The sequence below is a fragment of the Halobaculum sp. EA56 genome, from assembly GCF_051195075.1.
GTDB lineage: Archaea > Halobacteriota > Halobacteria > Halobacteriales > Haloferacaceae > Halobaculum.
This window is the reverse complement of sequence record NZ_JBNTJX010000016.1, coordinates 24262-46178: the sequence shown is the minus strand read 5'-3', so window position 1 is coordinate 46178 and position 21917 is coordinate 24262. Positions and strand designations below refer to the sequence as shown.

The following is a 21917-nucleotide window of genomic DNA, read 5'->3' as shown; positions in this document are numbered from 1 at the left end:
GATAGAACGCTATGCAGTCCCTGAGTCCACGGTTCCCAGATACTGGGTTTCCCACTCACGACGTGCCTCTATTTCACGCTGACCGCGCTGTGTAACTGTGTATACGTTCGTCCGCCTGTCGAGTTCACCCTTCTCGAGCAGTCCTTTGTCGACGAGGTCGTCGAGATTCGGATAGAGGCGCCCGTGGTTGATCTCCTGTTCGTAGTAGTCGTCGAGTTCGTCTTTGATTGCGAGCCCGTGTGGTTCCTTGAGCCCGGCCGTTACATACAAGATGTCCCGCTGGAACCCAGTTAGATCGTGCATCCGTCTGTTCTCTATTTTGAGGGGTGGCATATGTTCTCTCTGGTACCCCGAGGCGATTTTGGCTTGACTGGGTCGGGATATCGCGTGAAAACTTCGAACCTTTATATAGTGGACAGGTGAATTCCGCGATGGAATGTCTGACCTAATCGTCAAAGCAGCCGTGAAGGACGCACTCTCGGACAACAACGTCTCGGCAGATTTCTACGACACGCTCAACGAGGAGGTCGCCGAACTGCTCGACGACGCCGCAGAGCGTGCCGAGTCCAACGACCGGAAGACGGTCCAGCCCCGCGACCTGTAGGCCTGCGTAACGCAGCCAAGCCCGTCACTCGAACGTAGCTTTTTGAGGTTCCTGTACAGAAGTTAGGAAACGAAGATGGCGGACGCACCGGATACTGAACGGCAGGCGGTCGAGCCTGAGGCAGGAGACGTCCTCAGCGTGTCACAGCTGAACGACCGAATCGCCTCGGTCGTCGAGGATGCGCCTGCCCTCGACGGTGTCCGCTGTATTGGCGAAGTCACGGATCTCCATCAGAACAGTACAGCGCTCTACTTCACGCTTACCGATGGCGACGCCGAGCTCCCCTGTATGATCTGGGCAAACCGCTATCGGAAGATGGACGCCGAGCTCGAGGACGGGACTGAGGTCATCCTGGAAGGCGATATCGACTACTGGACTGAAGGCGGGAAAATCGACCTCAAGCCGTGGGAAGTGATCGTCGTCGGCGACGGCGACCAAGCGGCCGCGGTCGAGCGACTGCGCAGCGAGCTCGAAGAGCGTGGCTGGTTCGACGACGAGCAGAAACAGCGCCCGCCAGCGTTTCCGGAACGGGTCGGTGTTGTGACCTCACTCCGAGGGGATGCTCGGTACGACATCCAGAGCGCGATCCACGAGCAAGACCCTACAGTCGACATCCTGGTGAAGGATGCGACCGTCCAAGGGTCAGAGGCACCGACGTCTATCGCGAACGGGATTCACCATCTGGACCGCTCCGAGGACGTCGATTCAATTATCGTCGGCCGCGGCGGTGGGAGCGATTCGAACCTTCAGGCGTTCAACACCGAGCGGGTCGCGGAAGCGATCTTCACCGCGAACACCCCGATCGTCACGGCAATTGGCCATACTGACGACCGGCTAATCGCGGATCGGGTAGCGGATATGGCCGCGATCACACCGACAGCGGCCGGCGAGTACATCGCGAAGTCTCGGAATGACTTCCTGGCTAGCGACATTGGCCCGCTTGAGCAACAGCTTGAGGCCGCGTACGAGACCTTTGAACAGGAGCACGAACACGAACAGGAACTGGCCGAGGCAGTCGAAGAGGCGACCGCGCCTGAGGGCCTGTCGCCAGTTTACTACAAGGTTGCAATTGTCGTGCTCCTAGTGCTGTTGCTGCTCATTACTGCACTCTGGCTGGGGGTGATCTAATCGATGGCAAAAGACACGGACATCAGGAGTCGGATGAACCGAATCGAAGAGATTATCGACCAACTCGACGCGGATGAGGTGTCACTTGATGAAGGGAGTGAGCTGTACGAGGAAGGGCAGGAGTTACTAACTGAAATCCGCGAGCGACTCCACGAAGGCCAGGGCGAGGTCATCGAGATCAAATGAGGAACGGCAGCGGTATCGACTGTCTCTCCGCGTTAACCAACAGCCTGCCGTTGTTCACGAGCTTGTTGGTTAAGGTCGCTAGCCACGGTTACCCTTCAGGCTTATCTGCGATGTCCTCCCATTTCGAACCGTTCGACGGTAGTTCCAATGTTCCATGAGACGGTTCTGATATTCGGCGTCTACCTACTCGCGTGTGGTGTAGCGTGGATCCTCCATGAGTCCGCACACTACGCCGTCCACAGGCTCTATGCGGAATCAGTCTCGTTCGGTGTCAATCGACGTGGCCCATACGTTGACGCCGTTTACGCCCCGTCTGCTCCGACGGTCGCTATCCGACTCGGTTCGATCGCGCCGACTCTCCTCTATACCCCTATTGTCGTACTCGGAATTGGAGCCTATCTCTCGTCGAATCCGGTTCCACAGTTGGATCCAGTCGGGTGGTCGCTTGTCGCCGTTCCTCTCGTGATTTTGACTTTTCCGACTGGTGCTGATATCCAAGCGTGTCTCAACGCCTCAGAATAGCGTTTCTTAACGTGTATTCGGTCGGCGTCAGACAAACACTTCATTAGTTACATAGTCAGATTTTAAGAAAGTCATTGGCCGTCAGTATTTAGTAGATAAGACGCAAGTATGTGCAAATGTATCATGGCACAAGCCAGTCCCCGCAGTACCCCCCGTGAAACTGATACGGACGAGCGGTCCTCCGTGTCAGTTGAAGCGTGGTTGGAGGCGGTCAGTAGAGAACTGGATCCCGCCGAGTGTGAGGACCTCTCCGAACTCGGCATCTACTCGATCCACGAACACAGCAGCGCCCGCACGATCACCCTTCCTGAGGATGCGGACGAGTTCGAGGACGCGACGACGGTAAAGCAGTACTATTTCGAGGGCGAGGATTGCCCGCTTCTCATCGTTGCTCCGCTGCAGGTCTAAGTCGCCCTGTGGGTCGCAGATCAGCAGTCGGTGTCATCTTCTTTGTGGTCGGAATAGAACTGGATGAGGTACTGGAATCGGCCTGTATCACTCGTGAATGAGTCGAGTTCTTCCTGTAACCACTCGTATTTGTCCTGCGGGATTCGCATATTGATTCGGGCCACATCGTCGCTAACATCCGAGTCGGAGTTGCTGGCGCTGGTTGCTGTGTCCGCGTCTGACATTAGTTCGACCCAGGCTATGCGGTCGCATATATCCCAGTAGAATGAGAACTTCTCTAGAGAACTTGGAGAACTTTGAAGATCTACAAATTCATTCAAATTTTCTGACCTCTTTTGGTCGTGCTATCCTTTCCCACAAACGATGTGTGCTAAGGTCCCCTCCGGCGAGACGCCGGCCAGTACTGAGGAATCGACGTCCGTCATTCGGATCATCCACAGGTCCATCGGCCCGATTCTGCTGGCGCTCCTCCCGCTGATCCTGTTCGTGGGGACGGCGGCCGCACAGTCGGATCCGGGGAGCGCATTCTGCGACTCGAACATGGCCGACACCATCCAGAACATCTTCACCATCATCCAGTTCGGTGGGCCGCTCATCGGCGGCGTCCTCGCGCTCGGCGCGACGGTGGCGATCCCGTTCACCCGTCGCTCGGACTGGAAGAAGGAGATGAAATCTGTCCGGAATCAGGGCCTGCTCTGGGGCGTGATCGTCGCCCCCCTCGGGACGGAGATCGTCCAGTTCATCCTGAACAACATCGTGGTCGGTGGCACGAGTTGTGGATTCTAACCACGCACCAGGATTCGCACTCGTCATGTCCGCCGTCCTCGTCGCATCGACAGCCGCCGTTCCAGTGGGCGCCCATCCCCCGAATAGTACTGACCACGGCGTTCCGGAGGAGACCTTTCACAAACTGTGGTCGGGGGATCAAGACGGTGCGACCGACGGTGCGAATCTGAGTAACGGGTCGGCGGTCGAGCAGCTTGGCGAGGGGACCGATGTCCCGTTCGATTCGCCCCCGCGTGCAGTTGAGCGATGGAACCGTGGCGACCACTCGGAGTTCCCGGCGACCAACAGCTCCGTGTCGATCCATCCACCAGATGCGGACCTCACCAGCGACCAGTTCATCAAGGAAGCCTATACTGAGGTGTTCGCCGTTCAGCCGTCCACCCGAGCGCGCCTCTCGTCGTCTAGACAGCCGCTTTACGTCGCTCCAGACGGGACGCTCCGCGGGACCGTCGATTACCGGGTGGCGGTGCCGCCTGACGACACCTCCGGCGATCGACGTGTCTACTGGAGTCTGGAGAGCCATCAGGTTGAGGAGACGAGACTCCTCGTCGACGGCGACGAGGAGACGACGGCTGGTGGTTCCCACACGCCGGCACTGTCGTACTCCTTGGATGGATACGCCGGCGAGGACCACCAGCTCACGCTCCAGGCGAATATCTCGGTCCGACTTCGGAAGGAGGTCGAAGTTTGTACCGCTCACAACGACGAAGGCGATTGTACCAACTGGGAGAGTTCCGTTTCATACCCGACCGAGACCGTCACGGTAACCGATTCCATCGAGGTCACGAAGTATGACCTCGCGGTATCAGGGTTCATCGCGGAGTATCCGAACGGTGATCTCGGCCTCGTCGTTTACAAGAACCAGCCGTGGCTCGGCTACCAGTTGCCCAACGGTGATGTCCGAGGTGTCTGGCGGTTCTACTCAGCCCGAGACAAGGACTGGGATACGCTGGTCTACAGCTCGGACGACGGACAGCGGACCGCCCACTCACCGCTCCATCCACTCCAGGTGAACGCGTACCCCATCGAGACGGGGCCGACGCCGTCGCCCCGCCGGAACGTGACGATACTGGATGTGTACGGGACGTCGACGTCGCCGCCGACGCTCCCGTCGAACGTTCACCTGGATGTTCTCACGGAGTCGTACACGGCCAGCTACGGCATCGCGACGCGGGCCACGACCGACGAACAGCCCGAGACTGTCCGTGCGTGGGGGCTCGTCAGAGGGGTTGAGGCAGAACGGCCCGCCGATGAGTTCGCTCGAATCCAGATCGACGAGAGCAACCTCTCTCTGGAGGTGGTGAACCAGACCGAAGATACGGTCACCGTCCGGGTGACCCTCCAGAACGCGAACACCGGCGCACCAATCAATACCGACGAACGGGACGGCTACGTCGTCGTCAACGGGCAGCGGGTGAACACGACCGGGAACGGAACCGTCACGACGACGATTGAACGTTCCCCTGGCGGTGTGTCGGCCCGATACGAACCCGGCCACTGGTGGCTCAATCCTCCCGGCTATACCGGCGACTCGGATACTGTCCTGCTGCAAGGCTCAGTGCTCCAGTTGGTGTCGACGCTGTTCCGGATCGGCGTTCCCGTCTCGCTGTTCCTCCTTGCAGTGTTCTTCATCGATCGGATTACAGGGTGGCGTATCTGGCCCCCGTGGAGGTCACTATAATGATCAGAGAACATTCAGAATCCCATGACCGGAATTCGGAACGGTGGATTAGTCGACGCCGTCTTTTGGCTTCGTCTGGAACAGCCCTGCTTGCAGGAGTAGCAGGGTGTTCCGGAACCGATGGTCCCGGCAACCAGACTGAATCCCCAACAGGTTCGTCCTCTACGTCGCCGTCTACAGATTCGGTATTTGAGGAAATCAGCTTCGCGGGACCCAACCTTGTGGTGACGCTGGCTGATGATCACGATGTCGACCAACTCAATCTGATTGGTCCAGATGGTACTACGTTCGAACAGTCAACCGTTGCACAGGGAGCTACAAGAGTCGAAATACAGATTGTCTTCAAGACTGGTGGGACGTACTCTGCCGGCGAGTACGAGTTAGTCGCCGTTTCGGGCGAGACATCTGAGTCGATGTCCCTGGAGCTTCGGCCCGATATCCAGATCGTCGATGTCGAACCGGAGTTCGATGAAGATGATGGCTACAGTAGCGGTCGGCTCTTTGTGACGGTCGAGAACGTCGGTACTGGTCCCTCTTGGGTGTATAATATTGGCTTCCGGAATGCGCCGTATCGGAACGCACCTGAGGTAATCGAAGGAGACGGCGTTGCTGATACCACGTTCGAGCGTCCGGAGGCGAGCGAAGAATTCCTCAGCCCCGGTACTGAACGGGAATTCCTGAAACAACGGGGTGTTCTCGTCATCGATGACAACGACGATGTCTCATGTGAGAGTGATACTGCAGAATTAACCGTTGTTGTTCAGACCCCACACGGAGATATTGAGCAACCGATTCGGGCGGAACTGTCCGGTGGATACCACATCGACGATCAAGGCGCAATCCAACACCCGTGTAAAGACGTCCAGATTGAACTACTGGACGGGGGTGGAGACAATGCGTAGTCCCGTCCGATTCCTAGTTCGCTCTATCTTCGTCTTTTTCGGGCTACTGACTACGGGCACTGCTCCGGTTTTAGCTCAAAGTGACGGAGGCAGCGATGGAGGTGCTCTTGGAGACATTATCATCAGCGCTATCCAAGAACTCCTTGAGATACTCTTCAGCCCTATAGAGACCGTCATAGAGAATCACGGTGATGCAGTCTTGCGGACAGTGGTGGGTACTCCCCATCCAGATTCGGTGTTCAATCAGCCGACGAACGCAGCGTGGCCCGGAATTTATGACTACTACTGGGAGATGATTATCCCGCTTTCGCTATCGCTGTACGGCCTCTCGATTGGAATCGTCATTTTCCTTGAATCGACGAGCCACTTGTTCAACGGATACCATCGCTCGAAGCTCAAGAAACGCGCCTTCGCTGGACTGCTCGGTATCTTGTCGTGGTGGTGGATCTCAGCGCTATCGTTGCGGTTTATGGATGCATTGGCTGGGTTCCTCGTCCCCTCGGTGTCAGAAATCTCGCTATTCCAGACGCTGTCGTTCACTGGGATGGGCGTGCTCGGCACGGTCGTCGCTCTCTCAACGAATTTGCTCCTATTCGTGTTGATCGGCCTGATTTACCTAGCGAGACAACTGGCACTCTACCTATTTGTGTTCCTGATGCCACTACTCATTGTATTCTGGATCCCTGGCGTCGGGCCGTTCGCCCTAGTCTCGAAATTCATGAAGAAGTTGGCCGGGTTCTACGTCCCTTTCCTGTTTATGACGGTTCCAGTTGCTCTCCTGTTCCGTCTCGGGGACATCTTGGGGACGAGCTTCGGCCCCTCAGCCGGTGAGTTCGGGGCTTGGTTGACGGCACTCGTTATCCCGCTTCTCGCCGTTGCCTCTCCGTTTGTTTTGTTCTGGCAGGCCGGGGCGTTGTTCTTCATCGCCGACAGGGCGGCCAGGCATATGTCTGCTGAGAAGGCCCGTAGTCGGTTGTCTAGAGGGCGTGAACAAGTCCAATCGGCCAAACAGGGTGGGAGAAACTTCGTTCGAGGAGTGCGCGATGAGCCCGCAGTCAAGAGCGGTGGCCAATACGTCTTGAACTCTGGTGATTCGAGAGCCCACTCTACCGGCCAACGACTCAATACGACTGGCTCTCGCCTCCGTGAAGCGATCACCGACGGCAGCGGTGGAGGGGGAGGAAACAGCGGAGGCGGAAACCTCGGCGGCGGAAATGATGATTCTACGGCCGGCTCCACCACCAGCGAGGATAGTAGTGGGAACGACGGAGGCGAGGAATTCGATCGAGACGATGCGTTCCGGGACCCCCAGACTCGGAACCGGAATCCAGATTCAGCAGATGACCCGCCACGCTATATCCACTAACAACCCATGAGCTCCGCAACTGACCCCGCGAAACGAATTCCGAAGTCACTCGGTACCGACACCCAGTTCCTCGGGAAGTACTCGCTGACGGACCTCGCCGTCGCCGGTCTTCCCGGTGTACTGGTAGTCCTGGTGACGCAGGTCGTTATCCCACCGTCACTCACCGTTCGTGGCATTCCGGTGTCCGCCCTCACGATCCCCCTCGCAGCGATTGCGATCGCCTTCGGTGGGCTGTTCGTCTACCTCACGCCCGGCTACACCAACAGTCTCGACTGGCTCGGTCTGTTCGTGAACTTCCACCGCAGCGAGACGGAGATCGCCCACGAGGAGGCGAAGGAGTACACTCACGTCGAGCGCGTCTACCCGCGACAAGACGCCATCGAGCGGACGGACCGGGCTCTTGTCGGAGCCGTTCAGGTGTCGCCACCGACGATGGCGCTCGCGACCGACGAGGAGTGGGCCCAGAAGGCGGAGGCCTTCCAGGACTTCGTCAATACGACCGTCGAGTTCCCGATCCAGATTTACTCGACGACGCAGGCGTTCCCCGCCGACGAGTACGTCGGGCGGTACGAAGACCGGTTGAGCGACCCGGACGTCAAATCGAACGAGAAACTCCAGGCGCTCATCGAACACTACGTCGACTGGTACGACCGGGAGCTGGCGCAGCGTCAGATGACCATTCGCGACCACTACGTCCTGATTCCGGTACGACCTGAGGAGGTCCGATACGAACGGGCCAGCCTCCTCGAAAAGCTCGCTAGGATCCCCGTACTGGGCATCCTCATCCAGATTGTCACGGCGCCGCCGGAGGAGGAAGAGCGAGCCGCGATGCTCGAGGAACTGGACGAGCGGCGCCGGCGGGTCGAGCGCGGCCTCCGCGGCATCGAGGGGTGTGACACGCGCCCCGTTGATGCGGCCGAACTCACCCGCCTCATCGCGGAATACTGGACCGGCACGGAAATCGAGTACGGCGACCCCGAACAGGTGCTTCGAACGTCCCCCGTCATCAACAAGTCATGATTGGAAACCTGCTGCCCTTCACCGGCTCGGATAGTTCAGAAACTGACGACGAGGCGACCGCAGACGAGGCCCCCGACGAAGAGGGGGAAGATGCTGAATCACAGTTTACCGTGGACTACGAGGCCGACGGTGAGGCAGTCGACGGCATCCCCGAGATCCATCAGACCGTCGTCTCGCCGTCGAGTATCGAGCGAACGCCCAGCGCCCTCCGGACTGACACCCAGTGGGCGCAGAGTCTGTGGGTCGGTGAGTATCCCGATGCTCCGATGGATGGCTTCCTCGAAAAACTGTACGCGGCCGCCGAGACCCAACAGACAGATGTCAGCATCCACATCGATCCTCGTGATACGCGAGAGACGTTGGATTCGCTGGAGAACAAGATCGAGGACCTCGAAGCCGACTACGAGTACCTGACCGAGAAGCATCGTGCGAGCGCCCGGGGCGTCGAGAAAGACCTCGAGGACCACCAGGAGATGTACGACGTCCTTCGGAACACGACGATGCAGGCGTTCGACGTCTCGATGTATCTCACGGTCAGGGGCAACGATCGCGAGAACATCGACGCCGAGTCGGTGTCGACGACAGCCCGACAAGCGCCTGCGAATCTGACGCCGGTGACGCCCCGGTGGTCACAGCTGAAGACGTTCACCTCAGCGAGCCCGATCGCCCTGGATCAGTTCAACGAGACGCTCGACAGCAAGACGCCGATGCTCGGCGGGGCAGTCGGCGCGATGTTCCCCTTCGTTTCCGGTGCGTTTGCGGAACCCGGTATCGAATACGGGACGTACGCGCTGAATTCGAGTCCACTCATCCTCGACCGATTCAAACGGCAAACCGGCTACTGTATGATGGTTATCGGCCGGCTCGGCGCAGGCAAATCCTTCGCGACGAAGCTCCGGCTCGTGCGGCGGGCGATGTTCGACGAGGATACGGTCGTCATTATGCTCGACCCGATGCGGGGGTTCGCCGGCGTCAACGAGGCGCTCGATGGCGAGCGGATCACGGTCGGTGGCCGGCGGGGGCTGAACCCGCTGGAAATCAAACCGACGCCCGACCACGTCCTGCAGGAGGTCGACGACATCGACCCGTGGGGCGAGCAGATCAACTGGGTGATGACCTTCTTCGCGACGTTCTTCGAGCACGTCGCAGACCATCCACTCGGCGAGCGCAACCAGACGCTCCGGCGGGCCGTCCAAGAAGCCTACGAGAAGCGCGGGATCACCCGCGATCCAGAGACGCACACCCGGGACTCGCCCACCATCCACGACGTCATCACGGTCCTCGAAGAGATGGTCGAAGACCCCGAGGAGTACGGCTACGTCACGGATGGGGAGCAGGAAGCCGTCCAGTCCGATGCTCAGTCGCTACTCAAGGACCTCCGACCGTCATTCCGCGAGGGCGGTGAACTCGAGAATCTGGCTCGCCCCTCCGAGTTCGACCTCGATTCGAAGGTCATCTACCTCGATCTCCACCAGGAGGAGGGGACCCGTGGCCGGGCGGAGACCAGCCTGATGATGCAGGTGCTGTTCAACAGCGTCTACGAGCGGGTCAAACAGACCGACAAGCGCGTCGTCTTCTGTATCGACGAGGCGCACTACCTGATGAACGACGCCGTCTCGTTGGACTTCCTGGAGACAGCCGTCCGGCACAGCCGCCACTTCGATCTGAGCCTCGAATTCATCACGCAAACGGGGGGTGAATTCGCGCTGACGCCGGAGGCACGCACCATCGCGAACCTCTGTTCGTTGACCGTCCTCCACCGCGTCAATGAGGAGAAAGAGAAGATCGCCAAGTGGTTCGACCTCAGCGAGCGGCAGGTGAACTGGGTTACCTCCGCGAAGGCCGGGGAAGACGAGGACGGCTACTCTGAGGCGCTCGTCGGTATCGACCAGGAGGGATGGTTCCCACTCCGAATTCGGGCAAGTGACTACGAGGCTCACGTTATCGACGGCGGCGCTGCGGACGTGGCCGAGCTTGAACCCGAGCCGACGACGAGCGTGACGAATCCAGATAGCCGACCCGCCGGAACGCGTGCCGACGGCGGTGAACCAACTAGCACTACCACTCAGGAGGATGACTGAACAGACCCCGTCAGAAATCCCGTCAGTGGCTAACGGCGACGAGTACATCCGGATCACTCCCTCCCGGAGCGATCTCGCGCCGGAGACCGTAGTCCGTCAACTGGCCGGCCTCCACGGCCTTGACGCTGGCAACGACGGACTTCTCGCAAGTATCGGTCCCTTCGGCGATCCGCCACCGGTGTTCGAGTTCCTCGCAGTGAGTGAGGGGGCAGACGAGCCGGTCGAGTTCTATTACGGGGCCGACCGCCGGTTAGATGCCTTCGAAGAACGCCTCCGGACGCTGTATCCTCCGACCGTCACGTTCGAGCGGGTCACCCTTGACTTGGAAACGAAGCTACTCCCATCGACAGCAGACCCGTCTCAGGACCACAGTGCCGGAGGTGACGATAGCCACGGAATGAACCCCAGGACAGCTGAGGAATTCTCCGGAGACCCGAATTCGGATTCAGAGCCCGTGACTCTCTTCGATTCGACGGGGCAGGAACCGGTCGGTGATGGCGGAAGTGTGCTGTCGGAGAGCACTATGTCGCAGGACGAGGACGAAGTCTTGTTCGAGGCCGATTCGAGTGACGAGTCCACAGCGGCTGGTCCGTCCGACTCCGAACTCGATGCCGATCACCAGCCGGCTCATACGCAACCGACCGTCGATGAGACGACCCCACTCGGAATCAGTTGGCACGGGCAGGCTACCCGGCGGGAAGACTGGATGACGACACTACCCCAATTCACGAATACGGAAGACGACGATGACGATCACGCTCGGGCCCCGCTCGCGTCACTCATCGATCAGCTGACCCGGGCCGAACACCCGATCGCGTTCCAGGTACTCTTTCAGCGGAAATCGGACTGGACGCACGAGGCACGAGAGCGCCAGCGGAAGCTCCGTGAAGGCGAAGACCGGGTCGTCGACTGGTTCTTCGGAGAACTCCTCGGAAACACAGAGAACGAACCACAGAGTCCGTCGAACACCGGGCGACAGCGTCGGTATCTCGACATCGGTGGGCGAGAGCGGGTCGAGGCTATCGACGAGAAGGAGCCACAGCACACGTTCACGGTGAATATGCGGGCACTTTCGCTCGTGACCTCCGACCGACAACGAGAGCGGGTTGACCATCGTCTCGATGATATCGGGTCGGTATTCGATCACCTGAACGGGCCGCACTATCGGCTCCGACCGAAGCGCATCCGCCGTGGGCTTCGAAAGGGGCGGCGAGCCAAGAAGCACGCCGACCGGGTACTCAACGCTACGTTGGCTACCAAGAGCGACTGGCGGAAGACCCGCCCCGATCTCGTCCTCGGGCCGGCTGAGTTGGCGAACTTCGTGGTCGTTCCGCCGGCAACTGACCTCACGACCGAGGGCGGGCGGGGGTCCGACGCCGAACCCGAGAGCCGGACGCCCCTGCCACTCCCGGCGCAGGACCACATGGATGCGTTCACGGACGCCGGGATGGCGATCGGCCGCGGTCTTGGGGAAGACGGTACGCCCACGTCGGAGCCGATGCGGATTCCCCCGCATCTACTTCCGTTCCACGTCGGCCGGTTCGCGAAGAGCGGCGCCGGCAAATCGGTCGCGCTTGAAAACGACGCCCTCTCGCTGTACGACCAGACGAACGGGCCAGTGTTCATCATCGACTCCAAGGGCGGGAATTTCCCCGAGAACTATATGCGGGCTCACGCGAAGCGCTTCGGCACCGACGACCTCGAGGAGAACGTCCTCCACTTCTCGGTGCCCGACATCCTGCCTGGCTTCGCGTTCTTCGACATCACGCCGGCATTGGAGGACGGCGTCCGACGCGTCGACGCGATTCAGGACAAGGCCGACCACTACGAGGAGCTCATCAAGCTCGTGATGGGGCCGGAGCGGTACGAGGACGCCATCGCCTCGCCGACGCTCATCAAGTACCTCATCAAGGCGATGTACGACGAGGAGTACGGCCTCGAAAACGGACACTTCCGGCAGGATACAAACTACTTCACCCACGACCAGTTTGAGCAGGCGGTGACCCAGTTCCACGCCGCCGGGCCACCAGATTCGACACCCGAAGATGCACCGCGAGCCAGCGACCCGCAGGTCGCCGAGAAACTGGAGCGACACCTGCGCTCGAACCCGGCGACGTTCTCGAACGTCGTGAGCGGCATCAGCAACCGGATGGACTACATCACGCAGGACGCCCATCTCCGGCGGATCTTCAACAATACCGAGTCACAGTTCGACTTCCGCGACCTCCTCGACGAGGACAAAGTAGTCATCTTCGACCTCGGCGATCTCCGCGACGAGGCCGCCCGTGTGATGACCGGCGTCATTCTGACGCAGCTCTACGATGCTGTCAAGCGTCGCGACGGCGACGAGCTGGCCCGCAAGCCAGACGACTACGTGGCGAACCTGCTCATCGACGAAGCGTCGTCGGTCGTCGTCTCTGATACGCTGACGACGCTGCTCGAAAAGGGGCGGGAGTTCCGGCTATCCATCGAACTCGTGACGCAGTTCCCTGAGCAGATGAAGGAGGCCGGCAACCGCGAGGTCTACCTGAACGTCCTGAACAACATCGGCAGTCCGCTCGTCGGGAAGATCGCCGTCGACGCCGACATCGCCGAGGCACTCTCACACGAGGCAATGGATCCCGTCGAGTTCAAGAATCGGATCAGTTCCCTCCCGCGTGGCGAGTGGATCGCACAGCTCCCGAGCCCAGAGTTCGGCGAAACCGGCCCCGACCCGTTCAGTATCGAACCCCTTCCGATTCCACCCGGTCATCCCGATAGCGAGCAGCCACTGACCGGGACGCAAGAAGAGCGATTCCAAGACGCCTTGGACGCCGTCCACGAGCATACCCGCGAGGAGTACGGGGTCGCCGGCGGGACGACCGTGGAGAGCCGTGACGCTGCGACTGACGTCGCTCTGGAGAACGCGGATGACCTACCGTTGGAAGTCGCGATGGCCCGTGCGATTCGCGCCGTCCAGCTGTCGAACGACGTACGTGAGACGAACGGCTGGGTCTCCGTCGAGGACGTCGATGAGGAACTGCTCTCGCGCATCGAGGAAGACACCATCGAGGCGCAGGGCTACGAGACACTACCAGAAGTGAGGGAGGCGTCCTCGCTCATCGAGGTCGATCTCCCGGACGGTGGTTCGTCGGTGCAGTGTCGGCTCACAGACGAGGGTGAGCAAGCAGCCGCGCCCGACACGTCGACATCACCGACCGGCGGGGGCGAGCACCACGATGCAGTCCTTGAAACGGTCGAGCAATCCCTCGCAACTGCGGGGTTCTCCGTGGAGGTCCTCGATCAGAACGGGGAGTCCCGCCCCGATGCCATCGCGACGCATCCGGATCTCGACCGGGAGCTCCAGGTGGAGGTCGAAACCACCACCCACGTCCGGCCGGCGAAGGTCCTCACGAACCTCCGGAAGGCCCAGGAACAGGAGCGAATCCCGCTGTTCGTCGTCGCAGACCACGACGATCAGCCGGCTGACGAGATTGCCGACCGGCTTGCGAAAATCCTCAGCGAGCCGCGAAATCAGCTCTCCTCCGGGGAAACACGGCTGTATACGATGAACCACAACGTCACATTCAACGGTGGTGCGCGAGCCGCGGATGGAGTGACGGCCGTCCGACCGGCCACTGGTGGTAGTCGCCACACCCGCTGGTTCGAGCGGGACGGTGCGTTCGTCCTCGAGGATAGTGCCGGAGACCAGCACGCCCGGATCGACTCCTTCGACGCTGTGTCGAAAGATCAGTTCCCGGCGACGTACAGCTACGACGCCGAGAGCGAGTCATACACCGTCTTTAGGCCGGGAGAACTTCCCGAGTCCTACGAGTCACGTGAGGCGTTCGAAGCGGATTGGGTACCTGTCAAGCGCCCGTTCGTGCCCAGTACCGACCTACCCGTTCCGGAGTACACGGATGATTCGTATGCGATAGGTGTCATCGAGGATGAGCAGAATCTCGAGCTCTACACTCGAGACTCTGACGCGACCAAAGACCTTGCTGGGCTCATTGAGGCGATCGAAAACAATGAACTCCATCTGGCAGGTGTGGAGCCAGACGAACCTGCCGATAAGCAATCTATGAAGCAGGAAGACCACGAGAACGATCCGTTCGGCATCCAAGCATTCGTCCGCGATAGCATCGTTAAATCCGGCGACGGGGTCGTCGCGGTCGCTGAGGTCTACGATGCGTACGAGCAATATGCGACGGCCGAGGAGTACGAGGTGAAGCCAAAAAACCGGTTCACACGTACGCTTCGCGACCACGTTGCGTTCGAGCGTGACAAGAAGTGGTTGGACGGTCAGACGCGACGCTGTTACGTCGGAATCGAGCTGGACGACGCCGGCGACCAGGAGGAACCGAATGATGCCAGTGCGTAGTCGTTTCGCTCCCGCTCAGGAGGTGCAGGAGCACACGAAATGACGCTCTCCGAGGCAGCCATCCGCGAGCACTACCGTCGTGCCAAACCCATCTACGAGGCGCTGGCGACTGTCAAGAACTATCCAACCATCGGGTTGAACGACTTCGTCGGATGGTACATCAAACGCGACCACGACGACGTCGAGGCGATTAAGGCCGGGTATCCGCAGCGCGGACGGGTTGCCCGCCTCGATCGTGACTACGACGAGATTCACGACCGCCTCAACCGGACCCTCTATGCCGTCACCACCTACAAGACACCGACCGCCTTCCAACAGTGGGAACCCTGTCGCTACGACGAGTCTGAGGGGACGACCGTTTGGCAGGATGAGCCCCCAACCCCCGGGTATGCCGACCTCCGGGCAGTTCCCACCTGGGGCGATATTGACCTCGCCGACGACATCAAGCCGCAGCGAGGCGACCTGGATGGCGAGACGCGTGCCCTCGTCGAGCGTACCCTCGACGCCTACATCGACGAGTATGCAACGCTCTACGGCACGCGGAAGGCGGTGTATGCGCTGGACTCCGTCGGGGGCGCGTACGTCTTTGGGGCCCCGGAGGCCACACTACCAATTGCGGACCACTTCAATGACGATCCGGATGCGCTCGAACGGGTGTTCAACGAGTTCCTCGACCGCTCGAACGCATGGCTCCAGAAGGCAGAGGCCCGCGTGAACGAGCGCGTCGACGGCGCCGGCGACGTCATTCAGCCCGATTGGGTGAACAACAAGAACCGCCAGTACAAGCCGCCACTCTCGATCCACGCCGACCACGATGCCGTCGTCACGCCCATCGCGACCGACAACGTCCGCTACGAACTCCGTCCGTTCGAGGGTGTCGACGACGCACTCCTCGAGCAGGCGGTCAGTTGGGCCGATGACCTCACGCGAGTCGAGCACACGGACTGCGTCGACTCGCTTGTCGCGACGCTCTGGCCGGACCTGTACGAGGACCACGGGGGGTGGCAGGCCACGCTGGAGGAATGGGTGGAAGCGGAGCGTGAGCGGGAACGGGAGCGCCAGCGACAGCGTGAGGCAGCGCTCCAGCGACGCGAAGAGCGAATGGCAGAACTCGACGGTACCCTCGAAGGCCGTCCCGTTACGCCGTTCAAAGAGGACGTCTACGAGGCTGTCGAGGATATCGACATCACCGAGATTGCCCGTCACTACGCGAGCGATGCCTACGATACGGATCCGAACCAGCCGCGGCCGCAGTTCGACCCGTGCTGGCGCCACAGTGAGAGCGGGCAATCCTGTTTCGTCGACGAGCAGGCCAATACCTTCGGCGATTCGAAGGTTAACGCCGGGGGCGGGCCGGCGAAGCTGATGGCGCTCGCGACGGGGATTATCTCCGCCGCCGATGCGGACCTCGACGGGGAGGACTACTGGGCTGCCGTCGACGAACTGCGGAGCGCCGGCTACGACATTCCGGTGTGGGTTCCAGAGGCCGGATCGGACCGCGTCGACGGCGGGACCTACGACCAGATGCCGTTCTGGGCCGTTCGGAAAGCGGCTGTCGCGCTCGAGATTTGTCCGGAGAATGCGTTCGTCGATCGTGAGGGCGAGGAAGGAACCTACGAGGGATTCCCCGGGTACGAAACCTACAACGAGACGCTAGAAGCCATCGAAGACACGGACCTGAACCACGGGCGCGAGCGGGTCACGCCCGAGGAGAACGCAGCTGACGATGAATCGAAGTCACCCCCCGAATCTCCTACGAGTGACGATCGACCTGGTGACTTGGACCGGGCTCACCTTCGCGAAAAGAACCGTCTGTTGACAGCGAAAATCAAGCGTCTCGAATCTGAACTGGAGGAGAAATCGGAGCAAATCGAGGGGCTGGAAACAAAGGTCAACCATCTCCAATCGGAGCTCGCTACCGTCCGCTCTGAACGTGATCGGCTAGAGGCTGCTCTCGAAGAACGTGAGTTCGAGCAAGAGCCAAATCAGGGAAACCAGGACGAGAATCGATCCCCACTTGACAGGGCGAGAAGGTTCATTTCATCCAATCGGTAGACATCTCACTCACTCAGCATCAAATCTTAAACTACCTCAACAGTCACGTCTCCGGCGAATCCTCTCTATCAAACGCCCCCTCAGACACTGGGAAGATATCGATAACGTGCTTATCAAAGGTTCCCCACATAGTCTCGTGCCCGAAACGAATCCGATGACTAAACTCCGATTCAGCCTCCTCCCTATCAACCTCCGAACGCTGGAGCTCACCGACCGTCTCCCCATACCCTTCTCGCAGCTTATCAAGTAACTCATCAGGTGTATACTTCGTCGACTCAGGGTGTGTCCAGCGTACTTCCCCAGGAAAACGTTCCATATCATCCGCATCCTGAGATTCGCTCAAACCCATTATAGCACGGAGCTCGCCTAAATCCTCAGCGTGTGCCGGCTCATCCTCATCAACATCTACATCCGAGAAATCACCCTCCCAGACAGCAACACCCACTAATGACCGCCGAACCTTTTCACCTCGCTCCTGAAGCTCAGAAAGAATCTCCTCTGCTGTATCAGAGTCCAAATCGGAATCCTTGTAGTCATCGTACACCTCCCGATGCTTCTCCGTGATAAACTCCGGAAGAGGAATCCGAGTATCCGTCGCCAACCCCACACGTTTCACAAACTCGAGGATATCACGATCCTCGGGCTCAGGTAAATCGATACCTTCGAAAGGCTCCTCAAGCCGCTGCTGATACGTCTTATCCGAATCTGGGAATTCAAATTCTACCCTCCGGATATCATCCTTATCCTGGATTTTGAGCATCTCAAAGTATTGCTCAACACTCAGATCATCAGGATCAACATTAAAATTGAACTGGCCTTCTCCGAATTCGTGGATATCATCGGCAGTCTTCTCCCAATTAATCTCAACGTGGATTGGATGCTCAGGTGTAGGCTCCGAACCAAACTCTACCTCAAACTCCAGCGTGTCGCCGGCAAGAGACCAATTACCGATCCACTCTACTGTTGACTTTTCTGGAACCTGCAAATCCTCAATTACATCCGGCATTACATTTCTCGGCAATAGAATCCGAGAATCAGGATTAGCGATATGTATCAAATCATTCTCATCCTGGCCACCACCACCGGTGGACTTCCAGAAGCTGAGATTAATCTCTTCACCCTCATCTAAAGTCGCCACATCATATGCCTGGGTATAGAGAGTATACACATCTTCGACGACATTCAGAGTCTTCTCTTCCAGAATCGATCGAGGAATAGTCAGCAGATACGGCTCACCATCCTGTGAATCAGCAGAGTACTTACACAGGAACTGAATGACTTCATCATCGAGAACAATTCGATCATCGAGTAACTCGTCATTCCCGAGCTCAAACCCAGTACTGTCACCAACCGTAACCCGATTGCCGTGTTTAACGGCGTTGTACGCCTCTCGGAAATTCAAATAGAAGACAGCAATATTCTTGAGTTTATTTCTCAGATTCTCAATCGAATCCTCGACTAACAACTCCATCTCCATCGACTCAGGGATATCCTCACCCTCACCTTCGTGAATCTCTATATCAGCCAACCCAACATCAACTGGAACATCTTCCAGTTCTTCCTCTGAGAAACTAATCGCTCCCTCTCGCACCGCCTGATACCCAAAGATCAAACTCAGAACCTCATTCGAGTCAGCCTCAACATCTCGTTTATCAAGATACCCATCAAGTTCCTCCTCCAGAATAGCCTCAAAGAGTGGCCGTATATCTCCGCTTGAAGTCCGGATAATCTCATTAATATAGGATTCCTTATTCAAAATGAGATATCTGAAATAGGATCCAAACTCCTCGATATACTGCATCGTTGCTCGGAAAAGATCCACGACCGAGTACACCTTTACAGTATCCCGCTGGTCCTCAGGTACCGCATCCAACCCTGCGTTGATTGTCCCTGCGATTTTACATATGTGAGCGTACGCTATCTCCGGGTCTTGACGATCCTGAATAACCTCTTCGGGATCCTGAGTCTCTGAGTCAGAATAAAACTCGGTATACTCGAAGAAGCTTTTCTCATTTTCAGACATACTATACAGTATATAAAAGAGGGTGAAAAGCGTTTGTCACCAGAATTTCTTTCACTTTCTTCAGAGTTCGACAGGGCCATTTCGGTTAAATCGTCCGAACAGTTAACCTGACACCAGCGACGACCTCCCCTAGACACCAGGTATGCTGAGAGTCGTGCTGAGTCAACAAATCGTAGGACGGCAGCACTAGACACCAGACTCACCGACGAGGGAGTTCCCGGACAGCCCCCGAAATCTGGTGTCAGGTATTGCTGTCTTGCGATTTGGAGGCGAATTGTGCCACTAGACAGCAGGAAAATCAACCGATATGTGGTGGGGGTGGCGGCCCAAAGTTATGTTCGCGGCCACCAGGGCCGAGATGCCAGGCCGCTGGCCAAGCGAGAGTAGGCTGCCACCCGGACGATGGCGTGGGGCGTGGAGGGTGAAGGAGCAGATCGACATCGTGACTGAGAATGGTGACTGTGGCGACTGTTTATTGTGCCCCCGAGTGGGTGCGGGGCGGTTCCTGTGCTGCCCCTGATTTGTATGTCTGGTCCGGATAGATACGACGATACGGCAGACGATCACGAACGGTTCGAAGCGGAATTGCTCGCTCAGGATCGGGATGCGCGGTCACCATCGACGGCGGATCTTGACGACGAGACGGCCCGCCAGCTGGTTCGAGAGCTACTCGATGCCGGGACAGTCACACCGGTCGTCGACCAGCGGCTCCTCGTTCACGAGCCCAGCAACACAGCGTTCGAATCGATGCAGCAGCTCGCCGTCTTCCACACAGGCTGGACGGCCGCCCGGGACGCCGGCGAGGGTGATGGGTGATGCAGCAGACGCTGGCCGGCTGTGCCTTCTGCGAGGCTCCATCCGGGATAGAGACTGGGATCGCCTACACGTGGGGGAAGGAAGAGCGGGTCAACCACCCGATTTGCGTCGACTGTGCGATCCAAGAGACGCCGGATCCCGATGATCGTGATCACTACGCCTGTGACAGCTGTGGCCTCGTCGTCAACGCGCTCGCAGCGCTCACACGGTTTCGAATCGAACTCGGCCATCTCGAAGGCCCGATACAGGTCTGTGCGCGGTGTAGTCCAGGCGGGCCAGCAACGTACTGGACACGCGACCTCGAGGCACACATCGTCTCTGACTGACCCGCCGAGCGGTCGTCGACGCGAGTGGTACGGCGACCACTGCGGGAGGGTCACAGTTGTCCGTAGCTGTCCCACCCCGCGAACTCAGCAGCGCTGGTTGTGTCGCTGTCTCGTTGCTCCGCTATCTTCAACAGACGGGCGCTCCTCGGGATGACTATGGACTGCCCCGCGTGCGGGTCCCCCGTCACCCTCGAGGTCGGACCAGACCGGCCCCTGTCGACGTCGCTGTCCGACGCCGTCCTCGCAGCGGAAGAGGACGAGCAGATCGAGGTGACCCGCGATTGTTGGGACTGTGGCTGGCACGAAACGCGGGCGCTTCGCGTCGCATCGATCGACAGGACCGCCGGCGACGAGACTGCCGTCGAGCGAGCCGCACTCATCGACGAGATTGCCGATGAGCTCGCAGCGATCGGCTGTGTGGGTACGCTTGAGGAGACGCTGGCTGCAATCCGTGAGCAACGAGAAACCGACTCGGCGACGACCGATACGGACGACGCGGCGGAGTGACTCGCAATGCCTGATACAGAGGCCAACTATAATGTTCGTGAGCAAACCGGGAATCCCGAGCACGCATCGGTCGACGATGTGGTTGACCTCGTGATCTACCGGGCGCAGAACCCGCGAACCGAGCACGAGGATGCACATTTCGATACGGCGGTCGCGGCTCTCGTCGACAGATACGGAACGGAGTCGGTCCGGACAGTCATCAACCGCATCCTCGTCGACGACGAGCCGTTCCGGACCGCCACGAACGGCCTTGAGATGCGCAACGTCGACGGCGTTCGGATCGGAACCGCAGCCAGCTGGTTTCTCGAGGAGCTAAACGCACAGGACGACCACTGAGGGACCGGTTGAAAGGCCGCAGCGACAGGCCGTCGAGCCCCCATTTTTAACTCCTGTTCGTCCTATCTACCCGTCGAGGCCATAATGGCACCCTCCACCCCGAGAGACTCAGATCCATCCCCCGATCTACTCGTTGAAATCGTCGAGACACTGGAAGCCCACGGGCTCCCCACCGACTCGTATCAGCTCCACGACGCTGTTGACGTCGAGGCACTCGAGCAGCTTCTCGCATCCTCAGCCGGGGACGTGGAAGTCCGGTTCACCGTGGAGGGGATCCAACTCGCCGTCACCCACGACGGCGTCGATGTCCTTCTCGACGAGCCAGCCGGGGCACCGGATTAGTAGCGCGATCGAATTCGTCGACAGCGACACTCCCTGAAAGCCCTCGGCCGCTCGGCATCCCGCGACCACCGCTGCGCTCCTCGTCCCTGCGGTGCTTGCGGGGTCGGGGGACGACCGAGGCGGCCTCGCCCTTTCTGAGTCCGCCAGGACGGTGAATGACCATCCGAGCGGCGCAGCCGGGTGGACAGGTGTGTCCGTACCGGCCCGCCCCGCTCGCCGCTGCCGCCCTCCGCGTCGCTCGCGACCGACCATTCCGGGCTGCCTGCCTGCGGTAGCGGGCGGGCTGCCGGGCTAAAGTGAATGTGCCCTCGGCGCCAGCGGGAAAGCGCGGGGGGTTGCGCGGCGTGGCTGCTCACCCCCCACGCTTTCTCCGCTGGCCGCTCGCTCCGGGCGGGTCGGCGCGCGGTGCTGGTTGGGGTCGCCGCACTCGGGCGCGCTCTCGCTCGCGCCCGGTAGGGCGCTCGC

Annotated in this window: 20 protein-coding genes; 17 read left to right on the top strand and 3 right to left on the bottom strand. The window is 59.5% G+C overall.

Annotated features, from left to right (window positions below):
• Positions 1 to 9: 9 nt before the first annotated feature.
• Positions 10 to 303 carry a PadR family transcriptional regulator gene (locus ACQUQ1_RS18440; RefSeq protein ID WP_004594547.1) on the bottom strand — a complete coding sequence of 98 codons (294 nt, stop codon included), beginning with the start codon at positions 301 to 303 and terminating at the stop codon, positions 10 to 12.
• 133 nt (positions 304 to 436) lie between these two features.
• On the opposite strand from ACQUQ1_RS18440, the gene ACQUQ1_RS18435 reads away from it, so the two are divergent.
• From ACQUQ1_RS18435 to ACQUQ1_RS18420, 4 genes are all read left to right on the top strand, one after another.
• Positions 437 to 604, top strand: a complete 168-nt coding sequence (locus ACQUQ1_RS18435) for a DNA-binding protein (RefSeq protein ID WP_004594546.1) — start codon at positions 437 to 439, stop codon at positions 602 to 604.
• 75 nt (positions 605 to 679) lie between these two features.
• Positions 680 to 1732: an exodeoxyribonuclease VII large subunit gene (xseA, locus tag ACQUQ1_RS18430; protein WP_004594545.1), complete on the top strand. Its 1053-nt coding sequence runs from the start codon at positions 680 to 682 to the stop codon at positions 1730 to 1732.
• A 3-nt stretch (positions 1733 to 1735) separates the two neighbouring features.
• The gene (xseB, locus tag ACQUQ1_RS18425) at positions 1736 to 1918 is read left to right on the top strand and encodes an exodeoxyribonuclease VII small subunit (protein ID WP_011222436.1); all 183 of its coding nucleotides are present in this window, start codon (positions 1736 to 1738) and stop codon (positions 1916 to 1918) included.
• A 645-nt stretch (positions 1919 to 2563) separates the two neighbouring features.
• Positions 2564 to 2848, top strand: a complete 285-nt coding sequence (locus ACQUQ1_RS18420) for a hypothetical protein (RefSeq protein WP_049909612.1) — start codon at positions 2564 to 2566, stop codon at positions 2846 to 2848.
• A 20-nt stretch (positions 2849 to 2868) separates the two neighbouring features.
• Here the strand turns inward: ACQUQ1_RS18420 and ACQUQ1_RS18415 are convergent, their stop codons facing one another.
• Positions 2869 to 3072, bottom strand: a complete 204-nt coding sequence (locus tag ACQUQ1_RS18415) for a hypothetical protein (RefSeq protein ID WP_004594541.1) — start codon at positions 3070 to 3072, stop codon at positions 2869 to 2871.
• A 139-nt stretch (positions 3073 to 3211) separates the two neighbouring features.
• On the opposite strand from ACQUQ1_RS18415, the gene ACQUQ1_RS18410 reads away from it, so the two are divergent.
• Genes ACQUQ1_RS18410 through ACQUQ1_RS18375 form a run of 8 tightly spaced genes read left to right on the top strand, consistent with a single transcriptional unit; the run spans position 3212 to position 17102 of the window.
• Positions 3212 to 3634, top strand: a complete 423-nt coding sequence (locus tag ACQUQ1_RS18410) for a hypothetical protein (protein WP_004594540.1) — start codon at positions 3212 to 3214, stop codon at positions 3632 to 3634.
• Between the two features lie 25 nt (positions 3635 to 3659).
• Positions 3660 to 5315 (top strand): hypothetical protein, encoded by a 1656-nt coding sequence (locus ACQUQ1_RS18405; protein ID WP_011222438.1) that lies wholly within the window; start codon positions 3660 to 3662, stop codon positions 5313 to 5315.
• Positions 5315 to 6217 (top strand): hypothetical protein, encoded by a 903-nt coding sequence (locus ACQUQ1_RS18400; protein ID WP_011222439.1) that lies wholly within the window; start codon positions 5315 to 5317, stop codon positions 6215 to 6217. The genes ACQUQ1_RS18405 and ACQUQ1_RS18400 overlap by 1 nt, the downstream gene beginning before the upstream one ends.
• Positions 6210 to 7583: a hypothetical protein gene (locus ACQUQ1_RS18395; protein WP_004594537.1), complete on the top strand. Its 1374-nt coding sequence runs from the start codon at positions 6210 to 6212 to the stop codon at positions 7581 to 7583. The genes ACQUQ1_RS18400 and ACQUQ1_RS18395 overlap by 8 nt, the downstream gene beginning before the upstream one ends.
• 6 nt (positions 7584 to 7589) lie before the next feature.
• Positions 7590 to 8603, top strand: coding sequence for a hypothetical protein (locus tag ACQUQ1_RS18390; protein WP_004594536.1), 1014 nt, complete (start codon positions 7590 to 7592; stop codon positions 8601 to 8603).
• Positions 8600 to 10684 carry a VirB4 family type IV secretion system protein gene (locus tag ACQUQ1_RS18385; RefSeq protein WP_004594535.1) on the top strand — a complete coding sequence of 695 codons (2085 nt, stop codon included), beginning with the start codon at positions 8600 to 8602 and terminating at the stop codon, positions 10682 to 10684. The genes ACQUQ1_RS18390 and ACQUQ1_RS18385 overlap by 4 nt, the downstream gene beginning before the upstream one ends.
• A complete protein-coding gene (locus ACQUQ1_RS18380) occupies positions 10677 to 15047 on the top strand; it encodes a type IV secretory system conjugative DNA transfer family protein (RefSeq protein ID WP_004594534.1) in 4371 nt (1456 codons plus the stop codon). The genes ACQUQ1_RS18385 and ACQUQ1_RS18380 overlap by 8 nt, the downstream gene beginning before the upstream one ends.
• A gap of 39 nt (positions 15048 to 15086) precedes the next feature.
• The gene (locus tag ACQUQ1_RS18375) at positions 15087 to 17102 is read left to right on the top strand and encodes a hypothetical protein (protein ID WP_134671650.1); all 2016 of its coding nucleotides are present in this window, start codon (positions 15087 to 15089) and stop codon (positions 17100 to 17102) included.
• Between the two features lie 43 nt (positions 17103 to 17145).
• Here ACQUQ1_RS18375 and ACQUQ1_RS18370 read toward each other — a convergent pair whose 3' ends face one another.
• Entirely contained in the window at positions 17146 to 19125 is a 1980-nt protein-coding gene (locus ACQUQ1_RS18370; RefSeq protein WP_004594522.1) for a hypothetical protein, read from the bottom strand.
• A 525-nt stretch (positions 19126 to 19650) separates the two neighbouring features.
• Between ACQUQ1_RS18370 and ACQUQ1_RS18365 the strand changes: the two genes are divergently transcribed.
• The 5 genes from ACQUQ1_RS18365 (at position 19651) to ACQUQ1_RS18345 (ending at position 21452) form a co-directional block, all read left to right on the top strand.
• Positions 19651 to 19941: a hypothetical protein gene (locus ACQUQ1_RS18365; RefSeq protein WP_004594521.1), complete on the top strand. Its 291-nt coding sequence runs from the start codon at positions 19651 to 19653 to the stop codon at positions 19939 to 19941.
• The gene (locus ACQUQ1_RS18360; protein WP_011222441.1) at positions 19941 to 20267 is read left to right on the top strand and encodes a DUF7558 family protein; all 327 of its coding nucleotides are present in this window, start codon (positions 19941 to 19943) and stop codon (positions 20265 to 20267) included. The genes ACQUQ1_RS18365 and ACQUQ1_RS18360 overlap by 1 nt, the downstream gene beginning before the upstream one ends.
• Before the next feature lie 156 nt (positions 20268 to 20423).
• A complete protein-coding gene (locus tag ACQUQ1_RS18355; RefSeq protein WP_004594520.1) occupies positions 20424 to 20774 on the top strand; it encodes a hypothetical protein in 351 nt (116 codons plus the stop codon).
• Between the two features lie 6 nt (positions 20775 to 20780).
• Entirely contained in the window at positions 20781 to 21110 is a 330-nt protein-coding gene (locus tag ACQUQ1_RS18350) for a hypothetical protein (protein ID WP_004594519.1), read from the top strand.
• An 84-nt stretch (positions 21111 to 21194) separates the two neighbouring features.
• Entirely contained in the window at positions 21195 to 21452 is a 258-nt protein-coding gene (locus tag ACQUQ1_RS18345; protein ID WP_004594518.1) for a HalOD1 output domain-containing protein, read from the top strand.
• Positions 21453 to 21917: the final 465 nt, after the last annotated feature.